The 24,338-nt window shown below is 59.8% G+C and carries 23 protein-coding genes; 21 read left to right on the plus strand and 2 right to left on the minus strand.

From position 1 onward, the window contains the following. Both ACWHYV_RS10555 and ACWHYV_RS10560 read right to left on the minus strand, forming a co-directional pair. Entirely contained in the window at positions 1-3,045 is a 3,045-nt protein-coding gene (locus ACWHYV_RS10555) for a DNA polymerase III subunit alpha (RefSeq protein WP_447980600.1), read from the minus strand. Positions 3,046-3,050: 5 nt separating this feature from the next. Beyond that, positions 3,051-4,310: a DNA polymerase Y family protein gene (locus ACWHYV_RS10560; RefSeq protein ID WP_447980601.1), complete on the minus strand. Its 1,260-nt coding sequence runs from the start codon at positions 4,308-4,310 to the stop codon at positions 3,051-3,053. A 250-nt stretch (positions 4,311-4,560) separates the two neighbouring features. Here ACWHYV_RS10560 and ACWHYV_RS10565 point away from each other — a divergent pair, with 250 nt between their 5' ends. The 21 genes from ACWHYV_RS10565 (at position 4,561) to ACWHYV_RS10665 (ending at position 24,337) form a co-directional block, all read left to right on the plus strand. Then, entirely contained in the window at positions 4,561-4,746 is a 186-nt protein-coding gene (locus ACWHYV_RS10565; protein WP_447980602.1) for a hypothetical protein, read from the plus strand. Between the two features lie 48 nt (positions 4,747-4,794). Continuing rightward, the gene (locus ACWHYV_RS10570) at positions 4,795-5,268 is read left to right on the plus strand and encodes a response regulator (RefSeq protein ID WP_447980603.1); all 474 of its coding nucleotides are present in this window, start codon (positions 4,795-4,797) and stop codon (positions 5,266-5,268) included. 373 nt (positions 5,269-5,641) lie between these two features. Further along, positions 5,642-6,943, plus strand: coding sequence for a cation:proton antiporter (locus ACWHYV_RS10575; RefSeq protein ID WP_447980604.1), 1,302 nt, complete (start codon positions 5,642-5,644; stop codon positions 6,941-6,943). Further along, positions 6,940-7,671: a sugar phosphate nucleotidyltransferase gene (locus tag ACWHYV_RS10580; protein ID WP_447980605.1), complete on the plus strand. Its 732-nt coding sequence runs from the start codon at positions 6,940-6,942 to the stop codon at positions 7,669-7,671. The genes ACWHYV_RS10575 and ACWHYV_RS10580 overlap by 4 nt, the downstream gene beginning before the upstream one ends. Before the next feature lie 20 nt (positions 7,672-7,691). Then, positions 7,692-8,588 (plus strand): sugar transferase, encoded by an 897-nt coding sequence (locus tag ACWHYV_RS10585; protein ID WP_447980606.1) that lies wholly within the window; start codon positions 7,692-7,694, stop codon positions 8,586-8,588. A gap of 32 nt (positions 8,589-8,620) precedes the next feature. Beyond that, complete coding sequence (locus ACWHYV_RS10590; protein WP_447980607.1) at positions 8,621-10,222, plus strand: B12-binding domain-containing radical SAM protein; 1,602 nt, start codon at positions 8,621-8,623, stop codon at positions 10,220-10,222. Positions 10,223-10,240: 18 nt separating this feature from the next. Then, a complete protein-coding gene (locus ACWHYV_RS10595; protein ID WP_447980608.1) occupies positions 10,241-10,825 on the plus strand; it encodes an NUDIX domain-containing protein in 585 nt (194 codons plus the stop codon). A 15-nt stretch (positions 10,826-10,840) separates the two neighbouring features. Continuing rightward, positions 10,841-11,212, plus strand: a complete 372-nt coding sequence (locus ACWHYV_RS10600; protein ID WP_447980609.1) for a hypothetical protein — start codon at positions 10,841-10,843, stop codon at positions 11,210-11,212. Positions 11,213-11,217: 5 nt separating this feature from the next. Next, entirely contained in the window at positions 11,218-12,006 is a 789-nt protein-coding gene (locus ACWHYV_RS10605; RefSeq protein ID WP_447980610.1) for a flavodoxin domain-containing protein, read from the plus strand. 13 nt (positions 12,007-12,019) lie between these two features. Further along, positions 12,020-12,496, plus strand: coding sequence for an NUDIX hydrolase (locus ACWHYV_RS10610; RefSeq protein WP_447980611.1), 477 nt, complete (start codon positions 12,020-12,022; stop codon positions 12,494-12,496). A 62-nt stretch (positions 12,497-12,558) separates the two neighbouring features. After that, a complete protein-coding gene (locus ACWHYV_RS10615; protein WP_447980612.1) occupies positions 12,559-13,650 on the plus strand; it encodes a radical SAM/SPASM domain-containing protein in 1,092 nt (363 codons plus the stop codon). A gap of 11 nt (positions 13,651-13,661) precedes the next feature. Next, positions 13,662-14,654: a glycosyltransferase family 2 protein gene (locus tag ACWHYV_RS10620; RefSeq protein ID WP_447980613.1), complete on the plus strand. Its 993-nt coding sequence runs from the start codon at positions 13,662-13,664 to the stop codon at positions 14,652-14,654. A gap of 107 nt (positions 14,655-14,761) precedes the next feature. Beyond that, positions 14,762-16,012 (plus strand): GumC family protein, encoded by a 1,251-nt coding sequence (locus ACWHYV_RS10625; protein ID WP_447980614.1) that lies wholly within the window; start codon positions 14,762-14,764, stop codon positions 16,010-16,012. A 37-nt stretch (positions 16,013-16,049) separates the two neighbouring features. Next, positions 16,050-17,588, plus strand: coding sequence for an O-antigen ligase family protein (locus ACWHYV_RS10630; RefSeq protein ID WP_447980615.1), 1,539 nt, complete (start codon positions 16,050-16,052; stop codon positions 17,586-17,588). A 36-nt stretch (positions 17,589-17,624) separates the two neighbouring features. Further along, a complete protein-coding gene (rfbF, locus tag ACWHYV_RS10635; RefSeq protein WP_447980616.1) occupies positions 17,625-18,395 on the plus strand; it encodes a glucose-1-phosphate cytidylyltransferase in 771 nt (256 codons plus the stop codon). Beyond that, on the plus strand, positions 18,377-19,372 hold the full coding sequence (locus ACWHYV_RS10640) for a GDP-mannose 4,6-dehydratase (protein ID WP_447980617.1): 996 nt from the start codon (positions 18,377-18,379) through the stop codon (positions 19,370-19,372). Before rfbF ends, ACWHYV_RS10640 begins: the two co-directional genes overlap by 19 nt. Continuing rightward, the gene (locus ACWHYV_RS10645) at positions 19,369-20,601 is read left to right on the plus strand and encodes a class I SAM-dependent methyltransferase (RefSeq protein ID WP_447980618.1); all 1,233 of its coding nucleotides are present in this window, start codon (positions 19,369-19,371) and stop codon (positions 20,599-20,601) included. Before ACWHYV_RS10640 ends, ACWHYV_RS10645 begins: the two co-directional genes overlap by 4 nt. Then, positions 20,598-21,053, plus strand: coding sequence for a dTDP-4-dehydrorhamnose 3,5-epimerase family protein (locus ACWHYV_RS10650; protein ID WP_447980619.1), 456 nt, complete (start codon positions 20,598-20,600; stop codon positions 21,051-21,053). Before ACWHYV_RS10645 ends, ACWHYV_RS10650 begins: the two co-directional genes overlap by 4 nt. Positions 21,054-21,075: 22 nt before the next feature. After that, positions 21,076-22,005, plus strand: coding sequence for an NAD-dependent epimerase/dehydratase family protein (locus tag ACWHYV_RS10655; protein WP_447980620.1), 930 nt, complete (start codon positions 21,076-21,078; stop codon positions 22,003-22,005). Positions 22,006-22,045: 40 nt separating this feature from the next. Beyond that, the gene (locus ACWHYV_RS10660; protein WP_447980621.1) at positions 22,046-23,392 is read left to right on the plus strand and encodes a lipid II flippase MurJ; all 1,347 of its coding nucleotides are present in this window, start codon (positions 22,046-22,048) and stop codon (positions 23,390-23,392) included. A 12-nt stretch (positions 23,393-23,404) separates the two neighbouring features. Continuing rightward, a complete protein-coding gene (locus ACWHYV_RS10665; RefSeq protein ID WP_447980622.1) occupies positions 23,405-24,337 on the plus strand; it encodes a glycosyltransferase family 9 protein in 933 nt (310 codons plus the stop codon). Position 24,338 lies beyond the last annotated feature (1 nt).

The raw sequence follows: 24,338 nt of genomic DNA on the forward strand, positions 1-24,338 counted from the left end.
TCACCATACCACGCCGGATTCGTGCAGGTCGGCCGACAGGGGGTGCCGCAGTGGTCGGTCCGCCACCTCGATCGGCTGTAGGTCTCGCACCGTCACCGTCACCGTGCCGAACTGCGACTCGACGAGACCGGTGATCACGTAGGCGCGATCCGAAACGAGCAGATGGCAGCGCCGGCGGTAGACCTCGGGAAAGAGTGTGGCATCGTACAGGGCGGTCCGGTCTTCGAACGTCGCGAACTCCATCGGCAGGCCGTCTTTGGTTTCCGCCAGCTTTTCGGTGATCAGCCAGCCGATCAGCGTCACCGACCGACCGACGTAACGCGGCAGATCGCAGGCGTCGATGCGGCGGAGGCGGCTGAGCTGGGCCTCGTAGCGCTCGAGCGGGTGACGACTGACGAGCAGGCCGAGTGTCTCGATTTCGTGCACCAGCTTCTGCTCCTCCGAGTAGTCCTCGGGAACGGGCAGATCGGCCGTCGCATGCCGGCCGGCATAGAGGCGCCAGAGGAGCGCCGGCCGGGTGAGCTCGCCGGCGATCGAGTCGCAGGCCCCGGCCTTGATCAGCAGCCGGGCCTGCGCCGGCTCCGGCTGCACCCGCTCGAGAAAATCCGACAAGGAGCGGAACGGGCCGCCGGCGTCGCGTGCGGCGGTGATCCGATCGGCCAGCGCGCGGGTGAGGGTCTTGATCTGCATGAGGCCGACCCGAATGCAGCGCCCCGCGCCGGTATACCGCCAGTCACTCACATTGACGTCGGGCGGCAGAATGGTCAGGCCCATGCGCCGGGCTTCCGACAGATAGGCAAAGGTGGAATAAAACCCGCCTTGATTGCTGATGACGGCGGCGAGGAATTCGGCCGGGTAGTGGGCGCGCAAGTAGGCGCACTTGAACGAAACCTGGGCGTAGCTGGCCGAATGAGGCTTGCAGAAGCTGTAGCCGGCGAAGCTCATGATCATCTCCCAGACGCGGGCGATCGTCGAAGGGGGCACGCCCCGTTGCGCGGCTCCGTCGCAAAATTGGGCGTAGTAGTCGCGCAGCTGCCGGGCTTTGTGTTTCTTGCTGATGACCTTCCGTAGCTGATCCGCATCTTCGACGGAGAACCCCGCGAGCGCCATCGCGACCCTCGTCACGTCTTCCTGGTAGACCATGATCCCGTGAGTGTCCTCGAGAATGGGGATCAGCCGCTCATGCAGGTGAGTGAACGCGGCTCCGTGCGCCCGGCGGATGAAGTCGTCCACGAAGGCATTGCTGGCCGGACGCACGAGCGAGGAGACCATGACGAGATAGTCGAAGACGTCGGCGCGGGCGCGCCGGTCCGCGGGCATGCCGCCCCAGAGCTTTTTGAGGAGGAGCCGAGTGGCCGGCGATTCGATGTAAAAGCAGCCGATCGTGTCGCCTCGGCAGATCAGCGCCTGCGTAGCCGGATCGTGAATCGGATCCCAGGCGGCATAGTCGAGACGCCGGCCCGTGTGCCGTTCGATGGCCGCCAGGGCGTCGCGGATGACGGCCAGCGAGCGATTGCCCAACAGATCGATCTTGACGAGCCCCGCTTCCTCGGTCTGCTCCTTTTCCCATTGAATCACCGGGACGCCTTTTGCCGCGATCTCGACGGGCACGTAGCGTTGGATGTCGTTCGGCACGATCACGACGCCGCCGCAGTGGACCGACAGATGGCGGAGGTGGCCTTGGACGAGCACGGCGAGGCGAAGGATCTCCGGCCAAGGCGCGTCGAGTTGGAGCGCCCGCGCGATCCGGGCGGCCCATTCCGCGGCCGTCGGGACCGCCTCGAACCGGAGGAAATCTTTGCGGCGCAGCACCAGTGAGGAGATACGGCCGATCTCCGCCGCGGGGATGCCGAAGACTTTGGCGACTTCCCGTAGGGCGCCGCGCAAGCCGAGGCTGTTGTGATTGGCGACCATCGCGGCCTGCTCGCCGCCGTACTGCTCGAACACCTGCTGAATGACCGCATCCCGCTCGTCCCACGGGAAATCGATATCGATGTCCGGAGGGTCCGTTCGACCGGGGTTCAGAAAGCGCTCGAAGAAGAGGCGATGCTGAATCGGATCGACATGCGTGATCCCGAGACAGTACGAGACAACCGAGGCGGCGACGGAGCCGCGCCCGCACGTGCGGGGAACACGACCGACGATGTCCTCGACCACGAGAAAATAGTGCGCGAAGCGTTGCTCATGGATCACACGGAGCTCCCGCTCCAGACGCGTGCGGATCTCATCGGTGATTCGAGGATAACGCCGGCTGGCGCCGGCATAGGTCTTTTCACGGAGGAGTGCGAACGCGTCTTCATCGCGGAGCCGGCGGAAGGCCGGAAAGATCGTGTCGCGGAAGCTCCAGTCGGTATGGCAGCGCTCGGCGATCCGAAGGGTGTTGTCCAGGGCCTCGGGCAGGTGCGGCAGGCGCCGTTCGAGAGCGGCGCGCGGCATCAACCATCGGTTCGGGGCGCAACAGGCCTGCTGCGGAAGCCGCGCGAGTGTGGTGTTGAGGGCAATGGCGCGGAGCAGCCGGTGGACCACGAATCCGTCGGGACGGACGAAGTGCACACGATTCGTCGCCACCATCGGCAACCCGGTGCGCCGGCTCAACGCGACGGCCTGAGCCATGCCGTCTCCCGGGGAGACTTCGACATAGAGGTCCTCCGGCGACTCGTTCATCCACGCCGTGAGCGCCGCCTCGTCATCGGTGACGAGGATCATGCCGTGCCGAGAGCGGGCGGTCGCGGGGATGACGGAGAAGGCGGGGTCGCCGTGGCGTTGCGACAAGAGCCGGCAGAGGTTCGCGTAGCCGTCCGGTGTTTTGGCGAGGAGGAGGGCTCGATGGGCGCCGGCCGTCAGCTCGGCCCCAAGGATCGGCCGGAGGCCCACCTGACGGGCGACGTCGAGAAACCGGATGGCGCCATAGAGACCGTTCGTATCGGTGAGCGCCAGCATCGCGGCGCCGTGGGCACGTGCCGTCTCGCAGAGCGCCTCGATCGAGGAGACGCCCTGCATCGGGGAGTATTCGGAATGCGCGTGAAGATGCACGAAAGACGGCATGATCCCTACAGGTCATGCGAGCATGACGGTGAATGCTGTGGCCGGTCGCCCTCCTCGTGTGTGCCGAGCGACATCACCCTTCCCCACTGCACGGCCCGATCCCCGAAACGATCGCGCAGGTGGTCCAGCGCCGTCGAAAGCCGCCGGGATCGCTCCCGCCGCCGAATTCCCGCTTCCGGGTCCGGATCGAACAAGGCCAGTTGCGCGCCGAATACCTCGGTACCGGGCGTCACGGCTTCGGCGGCGAGCGTCAACGTCCGAATTCTGATTCGGCGCCGGAAGGCTCGGTCGAGGAGCTGGGTGAGGACGGGGTAGAGCTCCGATTCCCAACAGGTCGGCGACGCGAGGCTCCGGCATGCGCGCACCTCCACGTGATCGCTATGCCGGATGGTGAGGCGCAGGCGTCCGCACAGGCATGGCTGACGGCGTAGGGCTCGACAGAGCTGCTCGAGGGCGCCGTAAAGGAGGCCGAGGATGCGGCCGTCATCGATCTCCTCCGGAACGGCCGTGATCGAGCGTTCGAGGCGGAGTTGGCGCACCGGCGGAAGGACCGGCGACCGATCGATGCCGTGCGCCCAGTCGTACAACAAGCGGGCCGGGGGACCGAGCGCAACTTCGAGGTGAGGGAGGGCCACACCGGCGATCGCTCCCAAGGTCCGCAGATTGAGCTCTTCCAATCGCTCCAGCGTTTCTTCGGCGAACGCTGTGCGAACATGATTCACAAGCGCGACCGGAGTCGGTGCGAGAAACGGTTCTTCGGAGCCCGGCCGTACTTCATAGAGATGCGGCGGCTCGACGACCGTGGCGGCGAGATGGGAGACGAGCTTGTTGCGGCCCAGCCCCAGGACGCCCGAGAAGCCGTACCGGGCGCGCACCTCGCGTTCGATGCGGGTCGCCGCGTCGATCGCCGCGCCGAAGAGTCGGTGCGTGCCGGTCAGGTCCAGAAAAAAATGACCCGGGTGCCGCGGCTCCCAGACGGGAGTGAACCGCGCCATGACCGCCTGCATACCGGTGTGCGCGGCGAGGACGCTATGGGGATCGGGAGGGAAAAGGCGAAGCGCCGGGCACAGCCGCCGGGCCAGCCCGACCGTCATACCTGCGCGTAGGCCGTCTTTCACGGCGGTCGATGAGACGTCACGAAGACGGGCACGGGCACTGTGCGTTGAGGCCACCGCGATCGGCCGATTCCGCAGTGACGGATCCTGCTGTTGCAGCAGGGCGATGCCCAGTGAAGGGATGTGAAAGTAGGCGATGCGCGGCTCCATGTCTTTCCCGGATGTATCCAATGGTTACATTTCAATGGGTTTCAGTCAAGTCGAGATGAGAGCAATGAATCAACTACGGCCGAAGGCTATCTCAAGTAAATGTTCAAACGAGCCAAGCCGTCGAGTTCCGTTCCTCTCTCCAAGACGGACGAAGTCGTAAGACTTCTGCTCTATAGCCAGCAGATCGGCGCCTGCTATCTTCTCCTCAGCGAACGACTGGTGAGCACGCCGGAGCATTTCAGGAGGGATTATGAAAGAGAGTGTGGCGGAGGGTCTGCGACAGTTGTGGCGCGAGCTCGGTAACTTGCCGTGTGTACATTCGGACCTCGAGCGGGAAATCGGCTTCGCCGGTACCTCCACCGGCAATCGTGTCTGCAGCTCCTGTGGCGCTCAGTTTCCGATCATCGAGCCGAGCGCCAACCATGGCCGGCTCTAGGGCCGGCTTTCGTGTTCTTCACACTTCTTAATAAAGGATGCCCGTATCATGGACATCAAAACGATCAGCCAAGCTCCTGCGACGACCGCGGGACCCGCGAGAAGCGAGACGATTCTTCTGGTCGACGATCATCCCTCGATTCGCTTGATTCTCAGCAACGGCCTTCGGGCGCACGGATTTCACGTATTGACCGCCGCTGATGCGGAGGAGGCGCTTCGGTTGTGCCGGTCCTACGAGGGGATCATCGATCTCTTGTTGACCGATTTAGGGTTGGTACCGATCGGTGCCGAAGAAACTCCGGGCGCCGGCGGACAACCGGCCAATGGGCTGGAGCTGATGCGAAGTGTCGTCGACCTGCGTCCGGCTATGAAGGCGATCTTGTTTTCGGGTCATTCCGACGAGAATCTCAAGCGGCTGGGCCTCGTTGAGTCCCAATGGCCCGTTCTGCGCAAGCCGTTCGACCTCAAGACCTTGCTGGCCCGCATCGGTCAGACCCTCGCCGGTTCCCCGTCCTCCTCCTGAGCTGTATTCCCTCTCCCGTCGACCCGCTGGGTGCCGTCAGGTAGGCGGCCGCTTGCCAGATGACATCGCGAGTCGAGTTTTCCCACTCAATCTCGATTGTCGTCGTCCACCGCTCATTCCGAAGTCGGTCGCCGAACTCAGCGCTCATGGCTGGTCAAATCACTTAGGTAGCTGGCCCTTGAGTACCTACACCGCTCCCCCGTTGTACTAGTCCTTCGAAGTCGAAAAATTCGCGTCGGCTATCCCGGTTTTCTCGTTACTCCTTTTGCCGCCAAAGTCTCCTACTAATGGAGGATATACGCTCCAATGAGGGATTGTGTATAAGAGCGCAACTTGCTACTGGTGTGAGCAAAAATCAGGATCCGCGTCCTCCATGCCACCCCTTCAGTCGCACGAAATCATCGCCTTCTTTTTAGGTGCCGCGGTCCTCTTGGGAGCGGCGAGGCTGCTGGGTGAGTTGGCGCTCAAACTCAACCAGCCGGCGATTCTCGGCGAGATCTTCGGCGGCATCCTGCTCGGACCGGCGGTCCTTGGTTATCTCTCCCCGGAATTTTCGGAATGGCTCCTGCCCGAGAATGGCGCGTGGACGGTGTTGGAGGGGTTCAACGTTCTCTCAGCATCCTTGCTGCTCTTTGTCGCCGGTCTCGAGATCGAGCTCTCTCACGTTCGACACCAGGTACGAGGTTCCCTCTGGGTCAGCGTCCTCGGTTTTCTCATTCCGTTCATTTCGGGCGCTGCAGCGGGATGGTTCTTGCCTCCGCAGTTGTTCGGTTTTGAAGGCGACTCCTACCACCTGACGCTGTTTGCGCTCTTCTTCGGCACAGCCTTCACGATTTGCGGCCTTCCGGTCGTCGCCCGTACGCTCATGGATCTCAATCTCCTGAAAAACAAGATTGGGACCACCATCATGACGTCGGCGATGCTGCTCGATCTTTCCGGGTGGGTCGTCTTTTCGGTGCTTCTCGGGTTGGCCGGCGCAACGACGTTTTCCGCCGGCAGCGCGGTCCGCATCGTCGTTCAGACCGTCTGTTTTACGGTCTTGGTGCTCACGATCGGCCGATGGCTCATCGATCGCGTCCTCAACTCGGTCCGAAAGCATCTCACGTGGCCCGGAGGCGTTCTCGGGCTGGTGCTGATGTTGTCGCTCGTCAGTGCGGCTGCGACGGAGGCGATCGGTATCCATTCAATTTTCGGTGCGTTCCTTGCCGGGATCGCAATCGGTGATTCCAAGTTCATGGACGGTCAGGCGCGGGATATCATCCGACAGTTCGTCCTGAACTTTTTTGCCCCCATCTATTTCGCCTCGATCGGCCTTCGAGTCAACTTCGCCGCACACTTCGACCTCCAGCTCATCGCCTTGGTCGTCGTGCTCTGCTCCGTGAGCCGGATTTTTGCCACGACGCTGGGTGCGCACCTCGGTGGGATGCCTCAACGGGAAGCATGGGCGGTTGGCTTTGGAATGAACGCCGGGGGCGTGATGCAAATCATCTTCGGCACGCTCGCCTTCCAGCATGGGTTCATCGGTGAGAATCTGCTCGTCGCGTTCATCGTGCTGGCACTCGTGACATCGGCGCTGAGCGGCCCGATGATGTCCGTCCTGCTCGGCCGCCGGGAACCGGTCCTGGTGCTGAAACCTGCCCCGGCATGGGGAGTGACGAAGGAGGATGTTCGATGAAAGGCGTGATCTTGGCCGGAGGATTGGGCACACGGTTGTACCCGCTGACCAAGGTCACCAACAAGCATCTGCTCCAGGTCTATGACCGTCCGATGATTCATTACCCGATCCAGACGCTCGTCCGAGCGGGCATTACCGACATCCTCCTCGTCACGGGCGGGAGGAACGCCGGAGATTTCTTGAAGCTGCTTGGGAACGGAAGGGATTTCGGGCTCAAGCATTTGAATTACACCTACCAAGAAGGAGAAGGAGGGATCGCGGCCGCCCTGCGGCTCGCCGAGTTCTTCATTGGCAAGGACAAGATGTGCGTCATGCTGGGGGACAACATTCTCGAGCGGGACATTGCGACTTCGGTTCGGGCCTTCGAGGCGCAGGGCGAAGGGGCACGGATCCTCTTGAAGGAGGTCAAGGACCCACAGCGGTTCGGAGTAGCCGTCGTGCAAGGGGACCGGGTCGTTCGGATCGAAGAGAAGCCACGGGAGCCGAAATCGTCTTTTGCCGTCACCGGCGTCTACTTTTACGACCATCAGGTCTTCGACATTATTCGGACGCTTCAACCGTCAGGGCGGGGGGAGTTGGAGATCACCGATGTCAACAACGTGTACATCGAGCGCGGCCAGATGAGTTGGGATGTCCTGGAAGGTTGGTGGACGGACGCTGGGACCTTCGATTCCTTGCTGTTGGCCGGGAACCTGGTCGCGCCACATCGGGATGGGTCGGCGGTGTAGGGATGACCGAGGAGTAAGACGTGCTTCAGGTACCCATCAAAGAGTCGAGGCAAGGGGCGCTCGGAAAGCCTATGGACACGAGGCAGCCTTTTGAAATAGCCGAGCGGTATCTTGCAGAGTCCGACACGGAACTGAACCAGCCGTCCGGTCCTACGGCATGCCGATCACAGTTGGGTTTCAAGGGGGACGGCCTGGGATATCGGGTGATACGGCGCGCATTGGAGCTCATTATTGCGGTCGCCGCGCTGGTAGTGTTCGCGCCGCTCATGACGGCGATCGCCGTCGTCATCAAGCTCGACTCTTCCGGCCCCGTGCTCTTCAAGCACGTCAGGATCGGCCTGAATCGTCGAAAGGCTTCACAACCGTACGAGGGGCCGGACCGCCGGCGAGAAAACCGATTCGGGAAGCCTTTTACCCTCTATAAGTTCCGTTCCATGTATGCCAATGCCCGTCTGCTCTATCCGGAACTCTACACGTACCGGTATTCCTCGGAGGAGCTGGAGCAACTGCCGATCAAGGTCCTCGTTGGTCGAAAGTCGAATGGAGCACAACTGCGCCCGGACGGTCGGGCGCTCCTCGACGATCCGCGATTGACCAGGGTCGGAAAATGGTTGCGGCGCACCAGCCTGGATGAGCTGCCGAACTTTCTCAACGTCCTGAAAGGCGACATGCATCTCATCGGTCCCCGCCCGGACATCACGGAGAACATCCGCTACTACTCCGCCCAACATCTGAAGAAGCTCGACGTCAAACCCGGGATCACGGGACTTGCGCAGATCAATGGGCGCGGGAATCTCTCGTTTCTCGAGACAAACGACTTTGATGTGGAGTACGTGAAGAACCGATCGCTGGTGCTCGACATCAAGATTTTCATCAAGACAATCACCGCGACCTTTCGGGCCGAGGGTGCATACTGATCCGCTCACACCGACCGTGATAGGAGGTGCCTATGAAGATCCAGTTTCTTTGGCCGAACTTTGATTGCCCCATCGGCCTGAGCATCGGAGTGTCGTACCTGTCCGGAGCGTTGAAGGCCGCCGGACACGAGACCAACATCGTCCATGTCTGTGAATGGTTGGACTATCCGTATGAGATCGAGCGCATCGTCAGCGATTTTCGCGCGTATGACCCTGACCTCGTGTGTATGTCGACGGGCTATGCCCATTACCCCGAGACGCGGTTCGTCGCCGAGCAGATCAAGAAGGCCATCGACAAGCCGGTGATCTTCGGCGGCATCCATACGACGCAGAACATGTGGTCAGTAATGAGCGAGAATCCCTGGCTCGATTACGCCAATTGCGGGGAAGGCGACGACTCGATTCTCGACCTCGTCAAGGCCTTGGAGACCGGGGGCGACACGACGAAGATCCCGAACATCTGGGCGCGCAAGAACGGCACGATCCATACCAACGCCTCCCGGCCGTTGAAGGACATCACCACGCTGCCTTGGATGGACCTCGAAGGCTGGCAATTCAAGCGCATCACGGAGAACCGCCGTGGGTGGGTCAACGTTTACATGAACCGGGGCTGTCCCTACCGGTGCACGTATTGCCACAACAACGGAGTGGCCAAGATTCTTCAGGAAAGCTATGGGACGCGGACGTCCAGCAACGAGGATCTCGGATATCTCCGCTATCGCGGCATTGACGACATGCTCAACGAGTTGAAATCGATCGTGAACAAGTACGACTGCGTGCGGGCGTTCTCCTTCAACGACGACACGTTCACGATGGATCAGGAGCAGATGAAGGGGTTCCTGCGCCGGTACAAGGATGAAATCGGGTTGCCGTTCGTGTGCAATACGACGGTCCTCGATGTCGATCGGGAGATGCTCGAGGTCATGAAAGAGGCCAAGTGCGATCTGGTGCGGTTCGGCGTGGAGACGGCGACCCCCCGGCTCAAGAAGATGGTTCTGAAGCGGGACTTTTCGAATAAGAAGACCGAGGAGGCCTTCGCCATCTGTCGTGAGATCGGCCTCCGCAGTTTCGCCTTCAACATCTTGGCGAATCCGACGGAAACGCGTGAGGAGATGTGCGAGACGCTGCGGTTGAACTCGAAGCTGCTCCCGGACGGGCTCAAGGTCTCGCTCGGCTATCCCTTCCCTGGGACCGAGTACCACGACATCGCCAAGAAGCTTGATCTCATCGACGAGAGCAAGCACCTCCATAACTTCATCCGGGACACCAAGCTCAAATGGACCGATGAGGATCGTCTATGGATCGACAAGGTGCGCGTCGCGTTCTGGTGGTGGATGAACATTTACCTCGAGAATGAGGCGTCTCCGATGTACGCCGAGATGGTGAAGTTCATCGAGGGCATGTCTGAAGCCGAATGGCTGGACCCGGAGACCGAGCGCCGGATCTGGGATCTGGACGAGGCGTTGTCGCGTCTGCTCAAGGCCCGGAACATCACCCATTACACGATCCCGTTCAAGGATCGGCCGGAAATCGCGATTCTCTTCCCCGGCAGCCTGCCTCAAGCCAAGGAAATGAGTCAGGAGGTGAGCTACGAGCAGGTGAAGAAGACGCTGAAGATCGTCGACGAGCACTGAGCCTATAGGGCAAACTCGATGTCCGTGCGTGAGCAGAACCCGTGGACGAGGCTCTCTTCCAGGAAGATTTATGAGAACCCGTGGTTCAGCGTCCGCGCCGATGAGGTGATCGCGCCGGACGGTCATCCGGGGACGTACCACGTGGTCAGCGCCGGGCGGTTGGCCGTCGGCGTCGTGGCGCTCTGGGATGATGAGACCATCGTCCTCGTCGGGCAGTACCGCTACCCCGTGCAGACCTATTCATGGGAGATCCCCGAGGGCGGAGGAGACTTCGACATCGAGCCGATCGAGAGCGCGAAGCGGGAGTTGCGCGAGGAAACGGGGATCGTCGCGAGTCACTGGGAGTACTTGGGACGGACGCATACCTCGAATTGCTTCTTGGATGAGGTGTGCCATCTGTTCCTGGCCACTGCGCTGGCGCAGGGACTTGCGGATCCCGGGCCGGAGGAGATTCTGCAAACCAAGCGAGTGCCGCTTGAGGAGGCGATGGCAATGGCACAGGATGGCCGGATTACCGACGCCATTACGATCGTCGCACTGTTTCATGTGTTCGCGCGTCGGCGCGCCGGGCGGGATACCGAGAAAGCCGCTCAATCTACTTAGGTCACGAGGTGATCCATGAACCAAACCATGAATCAAAAACATACGTGCTATCGCTGTGTGAGTCATGAAGTCCAAGGCCCGTTTCGGCAGCAAGGGCATGAATCGGCGCCCGCGCTGGACTCCGTCGAAACGACGTTTTCAGAAGGCGGCGACGAGATCTTTTATGCCTCCGGGTACAGCGCCCGAGAGATCGCCCAGAAGCACGCCAAGGAACATGGCGGACAAGTCTACGTCAACAATATCTCCCGGAACATCAAGCGGCGGGACCTGAGCAACACGCTGGCCCCGGTCTTTTACGCGGTAGCCAAGAGCCCGATCTATACGCTTCGCGCGCCGGACGCGCTGCACGAGACAGTGTATCGCGCCTATTGGCCGCCGCTGCAGTAAACGGAATGAAGGCCGTCATTGCATACGGAACGGGACGGGGCACGACCGGGAAACTGGCCGAGGCGATCGCCGCCGGTCTGGCGTCGTCCGGCGTCAGCGCGGTTGCGATCTCGATCGAGTATCTCACCGCTATCCGGCTTCAACAAGCGGATCTGATCGGCATCGGCTCGCCGGTCCACTTCTATCGTGAGGCGCGTTATGTCACGAACTTCCTGGCGACCCTGCCCCGGCTGGATGGAAAGCGGGCCTTTGCCTTCTGCACGTCGGGTATGGACCGTCCCGGAGAGACGCTGAGCCGCCTGTACGCGACCTTGGTCGAGCGCGGCGCGGTCGTCGTGGGCTTGGAGCGATTTCGATCGGCGATGAGCTACGCCCCGCTGCGACGGCGGGGCTTGGGCAACAGCGAGTCTCTCCCCGACGCCGCCGTCTATCGGCAGGCCACGGAATTCGGCGAGCGCATGGCCCAGGCCGACCGCCTCCCGCCGGTCGACGTCCCGAAGGTGTCCTGGCTCCTTGCGACCAAAGCGCGGTTGTTGGCGCATCGACGGGTTCGGGGTCTCTTCTTTCCAGGCATCCGCTTGAACGCTTCCTTGTGTACCGGCTACGGGCAGTGCATGTCCAGGTGCTTGGTCAACGGCTTGGAGCGACGGGATGGCCGCACCATTCCGGACGTGACCGAGGGTTGCGTGCGGTGCTTGGAATGCGTGGCGTGGTGTCCACGGGCAGCGATCGAACCGGATTCGCGCGTGAAGGACTGGTTGACGACCGTCAGTTATCGGCTTGGAATTCATTGAGCGAAAGGACCGTATGCTGGATTACGTGAAGAACCTGCGGCGCATGATCGGGAATACGAAGATCGTCCTGCCGGGCGTCCGCGCGTTGCTATTCAACGATCGCGGCGAGGTGCTGCTCGAAAAGCAGGCGCATTTTGGATCCTGGGCCTTGCCCCACGGCTGCGTCGACGTCGGAGAATCAGTGTTCGAGGCCCTCAAGCGCGAGGTCGAGGAAGAGACGGGCTTGATTGTGGAGGAAGCGGAACCGTTCGGGCTCTACACCGACCCCAAGTACAGCGTGACCTATCCCAACGGAGATCAAGTTCAAACGTTCACGGTGGCGTTTCGGGTCACCCGGTGGACGGGGCGATTGCGGCCCGACGGGGACGAGGTGAATGATCTCGCCTTTTTCCCGCTGACTCGGCTGCCCGAGCCGGTCTACCCGATCCATGTCGACACGATCGAGGACTATCGACGGATGCAGTCGAACGGCACGTTCGTATTGAGATAACCTCAACAGGCATACCGGCCTCGGTGAGGTGGCAGCGGCAGCGGCCGGAACGGAGCGTGACAATGTTCAAGAACTTGATGCTCGGAAAGCTGCCCCACTATACGCGTAAGGCCCGACATGCCCACCAACTCCTCCGGCACAGTACACCTCGCCGGATGTTGAACCTCCTGCAGGCGGAATGGGCGCTGCGCCGGGGCAAGACAACACTCACCTCGCAGCCTTACATCTACATTATCGATCCCTGCAACGCCTGCAACCTCCGCTGCCCGCTCTGTCCGACTGGCGCTCAAACCTTGGGTCGCCCGACGAAGATGATGAATCTGGCCTGCTTCCAGTCGATCATTGATCAAGTCAAGGATTATGCGATCGAGGTCATTCTGCACAACTGGGGGGAATCGTTTCTTCATCCGCGAATTTTCGACATGATTCGGTTGGCTGCGGACGCCAATATCGGGACGACCGTTTCTTCCCACTTCAACAACATCACCGATGAACTCATCGAAGGCATGATCGACAGCGGACTCGAGCACTTGACGGTATCCTTGGACGGAGCCACGCAGGCTGTTTACGAGCAGTACCGTGTGCGCGGCAATCTCAACAATGCGCTCGAGGGCTTGGAGCGGCTTCAGCGCCGGAAGCGGGAGCGCAAGAGCGCTACCCCGATCGTCGAATGGCAGTTCATCGTCATGAAGCACAATGAACACGAGATTCCGAAGGCTGAGGCTCTGGCGAAGCATCTGGGCATCGAGCGATTCCGTCTCTTATCCGTAGGCCTGCCGTTCAATCATTTGGATGACGTCCAATTGGCTGAGCGCTGGATGTCGGACAATCCTTCATACCGAGCTTACGCCCCCGAGCTCATGCGGACGCGCGGCTATCTGTACGATGAATCCTGTTTCTATCTGTACCGCGCCATGACGATCAACCCCGATGGCGGGGTTGCACCGTGCTGTGCGATCGATCATCAGAAGTGGGATTTCGGGTCGGTCCAGAGCCAAACCATCGCGGAAATTTGGAACAACAGCAAGTACGTATCCGCTCGATCCCTGTTTTCGGATCGTCCTATCGAGGCAGCGGAAAAAACCGTCTGCGATGCCTGTCCGCTCTACAAACAGCGGAAGCACCGAGAGCGGGAGCTCGTCATACACGGATAGAGTGGGGGCAGATGAACACAGAGACGGTCTACACGGGGCGATCGGCGACGGAAGAACAAATGGTGAGGAGGAGCGGTGACCGCGTCGACCCTCAGCTCTCCATCATCATTGCCAATTACAACGCACGTGAGCTGCTCCGGGCCTGCTTACAGTCGATTTACGACAACCCGCCTCGGGCGTCCTTTGAAATTTATGTTGTAGACGATGCGTCCAACGATGGCAGTGCCGAGATGGTGCAGCGGCACTTCCCGCAGGTACATCTGCTGCGCAATGACGTCAACGTGAAGTATGGGAAGTCGAACAATCGCGCACTTGACGTCGCTAGGGGCCGGTACATCTACCTGCTGAACAACGACACAGTCATGATGCCCGACGCCCTGGACCAAATGAAAGCCTTCCTGGATGTACATCCGACCGTAGGTGCAGTCGGGAATCGCCTGCTGAACGAGGATGGGTCGGTGCAAGCATCGGTAAAGACGTTGCCGTGTGCAATGTCCGCGCTCTTCGGGGCTCGCTCCGTCATCACAAAATGGTTTCCCCATAACCCCTGGACTCGACGACATTTGCTGCACCTTGGTTGCGATATGAAGACGCCATTTCCTGCGGGATACGTCTCGAGTGCTTCAATTATGATCCGCCGAGAGGTTGTCGCGCAGGTTGGATACCTCGACGAACGCCTCATGTACCATGTCGACGCCGACTATTGTAAGAGGATCTGGGACGCCGGATGGGAGGTCTACTACTTGCCGGAGCCTACGATCGTACATCTCGCGCACAAGGGCGGTACCATGGTGAGCGTCAGGCGTCGGTTCACGGCGCTAGTCGAGTTTCACCGCGGCTCGTACATTTTCTATCAAAAGCATCTCATGAAGTCGGCCTGGCACCCGGAGCATCTCGTGGTGCTCGTAGGGTTGGGGCTCCGTTTTGTCGTGTCGCTGGTTATTCAGGTGTCAAAGGAATGCCTGCCGCGACGTGATCGGCCCAGCGACGCCTTGCCCGTATGATTCGATGCCCCGTGTGCGGATGAGGGAATTTCGCCGGGCCGTGGGTGAGAGGAATCCTTTCGATCGCCCCATCCGCATGAACGGATGGGCACGGGAGTCTTTCAGCAATGATCGCTTGGCATAAATACCGTCGCATCCTTCTGGCTTATCGCTGGATGCTCCTGTCACTGTCTCTGTCTTCTCTAGTTGGGGCCGTTGCCCTGACCTATGTGTTACCGGAGAAATATGATGCGACCGCCGTTGTCCTCGTCCGGCCTCACGAGCAGATCAGGACGGTCAACAGCAGAGGGGAGAAGGAAATCCTTGATTATCCGGTGAGTCAGCTTGCGCCGATCGATGCACCGAGCAAGACGTACATCAAAGTGATCACGAGCCGGGCTCTGGTAGAAGAGGTCGTCCGAACCCTCCAACTCGACAAGAAAACCCGCCTCCCAAGCGCCAACCCTTGGAAGGAATTATGGGAACAGTTCAAGGAATGGGGCAAGGAGTGGGCGGAATGGGCGCGTGACATGGTGAAATACGGGCGCGCCATAACGCTCAGCCCCTTCTTAAAGGCCGTGGAACGGGTGGAAAAGGGCCTGACCCTGACGGCCACCAAGGACACCTACATCTTCGACATCAAACATGAAGCTTCCGATCCCCAGGAAGCCGCCGATGTCGCGAACACGGCCGCCGAAGTCTTCATTCACTATATGGCAAAGGCGAACACCGAAGAGGCCGGTGACAATCGCAAGTTTCTGGCGGAGCGTTTGGCTGAAGCCGATGAAGAAGTCGCGCAGGCGCGGGCGGCCTTGCGCACCTTCAAAGAGAAGCACCATACGTTCCTCCTTTCCGATGAATATACCTCTCGATTGAATGTGATCGGCGACCTGGAAAAAGAACTCGAAAAAACGGAGTCGAAGCTGTCCGGGGTTCTCGAGTATTACACGCCGTCGCATCCAAAAGCGAAGACCTTGCAGGCGGAGAAGGAACGCCTCATGAGGTCGCTGAAACAGGCGAACGAAGAAATTGCCCGCAATGCGGAAAAGGAAAAGGAACTGGAAAATCTGAAGCTTCGAGTCAAGGTTGCTGAGGACAAATATGAATTGCTGAGCAAAGGATTCGAGGACGCTCGTACGCGAGAAACGAGCCGAACGAGCGAAATTCGCGTCGTCTCAAGAGCCGAGGCACCCACGTATCCATCGAAACCCGTCAAACTCTACTACGGCTTGGGAGGCCTCGCGGTGGGGCTGCTGTTGGGGATCGGGCTGGCCTTCTTTCTGGAGTTGCAGATCCCGAGGCTCAGAAGCGTGGACGAGGTCGAAGAAGCACTCCACCTACCGATTCTCGCCACGATTCCATTCACAAAGAAGCCTTGATGAGACTCTCCGCCAAGAATGCACGCGAGGACGGCGCATGAACGGGAGCGGCTTCCTCGGTCATGTCCAAGACATGAGCGAACGCCCCGCGGCCGCGGCCTTGTTAGCCGCACTTGTCGGCCTAGGGGTCGGAGTGGTCTGCGGCCTGGTCTTTTCCGGTCTGAAGCCGATCTGGATGATGTTGATTCCCCTTGCGCTCCTGGTTTTTCTGCCGACGTGCCTGCTGAAGGATCCGACTCCGTACTGGCTTGCCTTGTTTCTCTTCGTCCTGCAGTTCGATGTGAAGAAGAATCTTGCGGATCCCATCCCCTTGCTGGCCAAGTACGGGACCTATCCCCCGTTCGTCTTCGTGCCGGAGGTCTACGCGAGCGATTTCATATTCCTCCTCCTGCTGCTCTATTGGGCGAACCGCGTGTTCGTGGATCGACAGCGCCTGTATATCCCACCGGGCAGTTGGCTGGCCATCGGTTTCATGGGGTGGGCCCTGTTGTCGATCCTCAAGGCCGAAGGGAAGGACTTAGTGTTGTTGGAGCTCATTCGGCAAGCCAAATTTTTTCTGATCTTTCTCTATGCCGCCAACAACCTCACATCGAAACGACTCTTGAGGGTGGTGTGTATCGCTTTGATCGCGACGCTCCTGCTCCAAGGTGGGATCAGCCTGTTCAGGTACAAGTTCCAGTATTATGAGCCGCTTTTCGGTGACTTGCTGGGGCGCACGAACACCATCGCCGATGAGCAAGCGCAGTTGCTGATCGACCCGTCGGTCGGTGACCAGAAACAGGCCTACGGTACGCTGAATCCTCCGAGTATGGGGAAGTATTTCCTGTTGTTGTTACCACCAGCCATATTGCTCTCCGTAAGGAATCCGCTCTTTGGTGTCCGCTGGGTCTTCCTGCTGGCAACGCTGGTCGGTGGTGCCGGCCTGTACTTGACTTACTCGCGCACCAATCTCATGGCCTTCGGTGCGGAACTCGCTCTCTGTTATCTCATCGCGACCTGGCGCGGCTACATCTCAAAGAACGCTGCGCTCGTATGGCTGTTCATTGCCCTTTGCAGTGCGGCAGCGGCGACGCCGGTTCTGTACAAGTACTTCGACCGGAAAATCGAAAACGTGGAGATTCGCTTTGCGCAGTACGATACGGCGCTCGCGATGTTCAAGTCGAATCCCGCGCTGGGTGTGGGCCTGAACAACAATTTGGTCGCTGCGCCGCACTACCACAATTCCAGCTTCTCCCTGATCGATCATACGGCACGGGCGACGGAGCAGCCGATTCACAGCTTCTATCTGTCTCTCCTGGTGGAGATCGGAGTGCTCGGCTGGCTGCTGTACCTGGCGTTTTTTGCACGAATTTGCCGGACGGCATGGGGTTTGGGCCGTTCGCGGTGTCAAGAGACCCGGTTTGCCGCCGGTTACACCTTCGTGGCGCTGGTGGGCCTCGGCGTGGGCGTGTTGACGAATCCGTTGTGGGAGGAATCGGTCCAGAGCGTCCAGTGGATGTACGCCGGCCTCATCATGGGGCTCAGCCGTACCCTCTCAGCCGAAGATAAGAGGACGGAAGAAGCACCCGCAGCGTGAGGTGAGGGCGCTGGCAATGGAGAGAGGGAGATCTCAATGAAGGTCGTTATTCTCGCCGGTGGAATGGGAACCAGGCTGCAAGAAGAAACTGATTTCCGTCCCAAACCGATGGTCGAGATCGGTGGGGCGCCGATCTTGTGGCACATCATGAAGCACTACAGCCACTATGGATTTCGAGAGTTCGTCATTGCGCTGGGCTACAAGGGCGAGATGATCAAACGGTACTTTCTGGACTATCACCGGCTCAACGGCAGCATGACGCTGCACCTGATGAAGGACACTGTTGAGGTTCGGAAGAAAGAGTGTGAAGACTGGACGATTCATCTCATCGAGACCGGGGCGATGACGTCGACCGGAGGGCGCGTGAAGCGGTTGGAGCCGATCTTGCTGGGCGAATCCTTCATGCTGACATATGGCGACGGGGTCTCCAACGTCGATTTGCAGGCACTCTTGACCTTTCATCGTGCACAAGGTCGTGTGGCCACCGTCACCGCCGTCCGTCCACCGTCACGGTTCGGCGGCCTCACCTTCGATGGGACTCTGGTCGCCGAGTTCACCGAAAAACCGCAGATCGGGGAGGGGTGGATCAACGGCGGGTTTCTCGTCTGCGAGCCGGAAGTGTTCAAGTACCTGAAGGGGGACGAAAGTGTCCTCGAAACTGATGCGTTGGAGCGCCTCGCGGCCGATCGACAGTTGGCGGCCTACCGACACGATCGATTCTGGCAATGTATGGATACGCTGCGTGATAAACGACTACTGGACAAACTCTGGCAAGAGGGGCGGGCGCCATGGAAGGTTTGGCTCTGAAGCATTTCTTTTCCAGCCGTCCAGTGCTGGTCACCGGGGGAACGGGACTCGTGGGCGGTTGGGTGGTCAAGCGCCTCGTGGAGCTCGGGTCGGAAGTCGTCTGTCTCGTCAGGGATTGGGTGCCCCAAAGCGAGCTCATCCGGAGCGGACTGCTCGACAAGATACGGGTCGTCCGAGGAGACGTACGTGATCAAGCTCTTCTTGAGCGGGTACTGGGAGAGTACGAGATCCATACGGTGATCCATTTGGCTGCCCAAACCATCGTCACCATCGCCAATCGTAACCCAATCTCCACATTCGAAACGAACATCGGTGGAACGTGGACGTTGCTGGAAGCCTGCCGCCGCAGCCCCCTGGTCAAGCAGATCATCGTCGCGTCTTCGGACAAGGCGTATGGAGATCACGACACCCTCCCCTATGATGAGACCACCCGGCTTCAAGGACGCCATCCATATGACGTCAGCAAGTCATGCGCCGATCTGCTTGCGCAAGCCTACGCGACCACGTATGGGCTGCCCGTGGTGATTGCCCGCTGCGCCAACCTCTACGGAGGAGGTGACCTTAATTGGAACCGGATCGTTCCCGGCACGATCCGATCCGCCTTGGATGGACGGTCGCCGGTGATTCGATCCGACGGTCAATACATCCGTGACTATTTCTATGCTGAAGATGCCGCCGGTGCCTATCTCCTCCTAGCCGGAGAGTTGAGCATGAACGAGGATCTGGCCGGGGAGGCGTTCAATTTCTCGTACGAGCTCCAAATCACTGTGCTAGAGCTTGTGGAGCGGATCCTGTCGCTCATCGGCGCTCATGTAAAGCCGGATGTTCGGAACGAGGCCACCAACGAGATTCGCCGCCAATACCTCAGCGCGGCAAAAGCTCGTCAGATGTTGGGGTGGAAGCCACAATACAGCTTGGACGAAGGATTGAACCGGACCATCGACTGGTACAGGCGTTTCTTGGGGGTGAACGTATGACGACTACGACGTGCCGTTCCTGCGACGGAACGAGACTGGCTGAAATCGTCTGTTTGGGCTCTATGCCGTTGGCCAATGCGTTCCTCACCAAAGAGCAACTGGATGGGCAGGAGGCGACCTATCGACTGGCCGTTGCGTTCTGCCAGGACTGCGCTCTCCTCCAGATCACCGATCTCGTGCCGCCAGAACGCCTCTTCCGAGAGTACCTGTATTTCTCGTCCTATTCGGACACTATGTTGCGGCACGCTCATCAACTCGTTCAACGATTGATTGCCGAGCGCGCCCTGGGTCCGCGGAGTTTCGTGGTGGAGTTAGCTAGTAACGATGGATATCTGCTCCAGTACTACAAGAAGGCCGAGATCCCGATTCTGGGCGTTGAACCCGCAGAGAACATCGCCCGGCATGCGCGTGAGGCACGCGGTATCCCCACTCTCGCCGAGTTCTTTGACGATGTCCTAGCGAAGCGTCTCGTGGAAGAAAGCGACAAGGCGGATGTGATCCATGCGCACAATGTCCTTGCTCATGTCCCTTCCCTGAACGAGTTCGTCCGAGGCATTGCCTTCCTGTTGAAGGACACCGGCGTCGGAGTGATCGAAGTCCCGTACGTCAAAGAGATGCTTGACCGTTGTGAGTTCGACACCATTTATCACGAACATTTGTGTTATTTCTCTTTGACCGCCCTCACCCGGTTGTTCAGTCGCCACGGGTTGTTGATCGAGCACGTCGAGCGGATCCCGATTCACGGGGGATCGCTCCGCCTGTTCGTAACACTGGCCTCGCCGGGCCGGTCAGCCTCCCCGGCCGTCGAGGCGCTGCTCGTCGAGGAAGGCAGCTGGGGAGTGGGCACGCTGGCGTTCTACCGAGACTTTGCCGCTCGGATCGAACGGCTGAAATCGTCCGTCCAGAGCCTGCTTCAGGATCTCAAGGGGCGCGGAGCCCGCCTTGCGGCGTATGGCGCGGCGGCGAAGGGGACGACGTTTCTGAATTACTGCGGCATCGGCGGCGAGACCCTTGATTTCGTCGTGGACCGCAGCATCCACAAACAGGGACGGTTCATGCCTGGTGTGCGGTTGCCGATTTACGCTCCCGAGACGCTCCTGACCATGCGACCCGATTATGTGTTGCTACTGAGCTGGAATTTCGCCGATGAGATTCTTAAGCAGCAGCAACTCTACCGCGACGGTGGGGGCAAGTTCATCATCCCTCTGCCGGAGCCGCACGTCGTATGACCGTTCTGGATGGCGTCCAAGTCATCCCGTTGCGGCGCATTCCCGACGAGCGGGGCACGATCTTTCACATGCTTCGCCGAACCGATCCGCATTTTCAAGAATTTGGCGAGATCTACTTCTCAACGATCTATCGAGGCGTCATCAAAGGATGGCACCGGCATCGTGAGATGACGTTGAATTACGCGTGTATTTACGGCCGCATCAAGCTGGTCCTGTTCGACGAACGGGAAGGTTCGTCGACCAAGGGTTCGATCATGGAATGTTTTCTGGGACCCGACAATTACTCGCTCGTCATAATCCCGCCGGGTATTTGGAATGGCTTCAAGGGCATGAGCGATCCCTATGCGATCGTCGCCAATTGCTGCACCCACGTTCACGATCCGGCTCGCTCCAGCCGGCTAGACCCCTTTACGAAGCATATTCCCTACGACTGGTCGATCAAACATTGCTGACTTCGCCTGGAGGGCCGACGACATGAAGGTGCTCGTGACCGGCGCGGCGGGGTTCATCGGATCCCATGTCGTCCGCCGCTTGATCGCTTCGGGTTGCCATGTGTACGCGCTTGTCCGCCCGGGAAGCGATCTCTCACGTTTGAGGGATCTCCTTCCGTGCGTGCAGCTCGTGCAGGGCGACCTTTGCGGGGCGGACGGCATCGCCTCAGCGCTCGAAAGCTTGCGGCCTGAGCGATGTATCCATGCCGCATGGTACGTCGTACCGGGTCGATATCTGACCGCCCGTGAGAACGTCGACATGGTCGGAGCCACGCTGCGATTGGCGGCGCAGCTCACGGCGCTCGGATGCGGGCGATTTGTTGGCATCGGCACCTGCGCGGAGTATGACCACGAGTACGGCTATCTCTCGGAAAATACGCCTACGCATCCCGCCACGCTCTATGGAGCGAGCAAGCTCGGCCTCCACCTGGTGCTTCATCAGCTTGGGGCGGTAAGCGGCATGGAAGTGGCCTGGGTCCGGCTCTTTTATCAGTTTGGTCCTTGGGAAGATTCCCGGCGCATCGTGCCTTGGATCATCCGATCGCTGTTGGCTGATCAGGAGGTCAAGGTCACCGCGGGCGAGCAGGTGCGCGATTTTCTGCACGTTGAGGACGTGGCCTCGGCGATTTGTGCGGTCGCCGACAGCCGGCTCATTGGGCCGGTCAACATCGGCTCGGGTGTCCCGGTTCGGCTGCGCGACGTGCTCAGTGGCATCGGGCGAATTATCGGACGGCCCGAGTTGATCCGCCTTGGCGCGGTGCCGTATCGACCGGTCCCGACCGATCCGCCGTTTGTGTGTGCGAACAACAGCCGGCTGAAGACAGCGACCGGATGGCACCCATCCTTTGAGCTGGACGAGGGGCTTCATCAGACGATCGATTGGTGGCGTCAACACACCTTGAAGGCGCGCTGAACGATCGGCGTCCGTCCGGGCGGAATCGAACGGTGACTCAGTGGCAGTGAGAACCACGTTCATCTACACCCTTCTGCATGCCATTCAGGTCTGCCTGGCGCTGGCTTTTCAAATTCTCCTCGCACGTACATTTGCCGTATCACCGATTACGGATGCCTACCTGGTGTCCATCGTGCTGACTGAGTTCATGGCCGGGATCGGCGTCTTCTTCACGGTCATGTTTCTCCAACACTACTCCGATCTCCGCCAACGTGACGCGGCGGATGGGGAACGTTTCTACCGGGCCGCGTATACCGTGTCGCTCGGCGCCAGCGTGCTGGTCTTTGCGGTCAGCGTCGCCAGCATCGACGTGTTGGCTCGCGCCTTTGCCCCAGGCTTCGACCTCGAACGTCTGCAGACGCTGAAAGCAGTGTTCACCATCATCGCCTTCAGCCTGATCTGGGGACAGGTGGTGACCCTCAACAATTTCCTGCTCAATGCCGAAATGTATTTTATCGTGCCGGGTATCGTGGGCTTGCTGACTCCCGCCTGCAACATTCTCTCCTTGCTGTTGTTTGCGGAAAGCTACAGTATCCTGGCCTTGGCCTATTCTGTTCTGGTCGGCGGCATCACGGGTCTCCTGATCCAGCAGGTATACATTTGGCGCCGTCTTAGGATGAGGCCCGGGCTGGTCTTGTGGCATCAGAAAATCCCACGCTTGGTCGCCGACAGCTTTTCTGTGGCGCTCGCAAGTCGCCTATGGTGCCTGAAGGATCCGATGACCACGAGCCTCATGTCGTTCTTTCCTCCCGGAACAGTCACCGTCTATCTCTATGCCGCACGGATTATCGGTATCGTCTTTGCGATTACCAATATTCCGATATCTCAGATCTTTCTCTCGCAGGTGTCACGCTGGGCGGCCGAGCAGCGGTTTCAAGACATACAGTCGTCGCTTCGCAAAACTGTCCTTCGTTGCACGACGCTTTTTAGTAGCGCGCTGATCCCGCTCGTGGTCGTGCTGCCTTTTGTCCTGCAGGTCCTGTTCGGGAGCAAGTTCGATCCGGAGGATCTTGAGATGATGTACTATTTCGTTCTGGCGCTGATCCCTTTCCATCTCGTCTTGAGCGTGCAGTTTCCCTTTGAGAACATCGCGAAGGCACTGAAGCAAGGGTGGCTCCTCGTCAAGGCATCAGGGATCTTCGTGCTGACGTTGGGGATCAGCGCGTGGCTCTTGCAGGACTGGTTGGGCATCTTTGTGATCCCCGCGGCCCTCTGTCTCGCACAGCTGCAAAATCTCGGCATGTACCTGCTTAATACGAGCCAAATCTTCCACAGTCGGTCTTTCCAACGGGTAGGGCCGGAGGGTTGGAGCGAACCAGTGGGACGGCTCAAGCCGAGCGAGAACTAGGAGGCCCTGCGCATGCCGGTGATCATTCAGCCTGAACAGGTTCCAAGTCTCGAGGAGGAAAACCCTGTTCTGATTCTGCTCTGGCACTTGGGCGATGTGCTGAATGTGACGTCGTTGCTCCCGCTCCTGGCTGAAAAACACGGTCGGCGGGTCACGTTCGTCACCAGTCGGCCCTGTGTCGAATTGCTTCTCGAGAACCCGGATATCGAGACGATCGTCGTCTTTGACACGGCACTGCCGTCGGCCGTCACACTCGACGACTTCCGCTGGGTGACCGACTTGGGGACGTGCTACTTCAGCAGGATACGAACGGTCTACAATCTGCATGCACCAGTCGATCTGTCGGTCACGACAACCAATATTGTCGAGTGTTGGGCAGAGCGGCTAGGGCTCAGGGTACGCGCGTCTGAGCTGCAGCCGGTTTTTGTGCCTCGAGCCAACATGGATCCACTGGCAGACGAGCGGGACTACCTGGTGTTGGGCAACGGAGGCGCGACGGCTCTTAAGCACTGGCCGATATGGAGCTGGAAGGCTTTTGTCCGGATGATGAAAGCGCGCTTTCCTTCCATGCGGCTGATTCAGTTGGGGAGCGCCCAGGATCCGGCCATCGACGGGGTGGACGACTGGCGGGGAACGACGAATCTAACGCAAACCTATCATATGCTCAAAAACGCCAAAGCGTGCGTCACGAACGATTCCTTCCTCTCGCACTTCGCCACGCTGGCCGGCACAAAGACCTACGTCCTGTTCGGAAATACCTCTCCGGTCATCGGTCGTCCCATTGGTAAGGGGTCGTGCGAAGCCCTCGGTGCACGGTTGTTTTGTGCCCCGTGTTATCGGCTGCGTTGCCTGATCACGCTAGGGACCACTCCCTGTCTGGCGTTTCCATCCGCCAAAGAGGTCTTCGATCGCGTCGTCCACGGACTCGAATCGACGATGGGCTAGC

The organism is Candidatus Nitrospira bockiana (assembly GCF_965152565.1).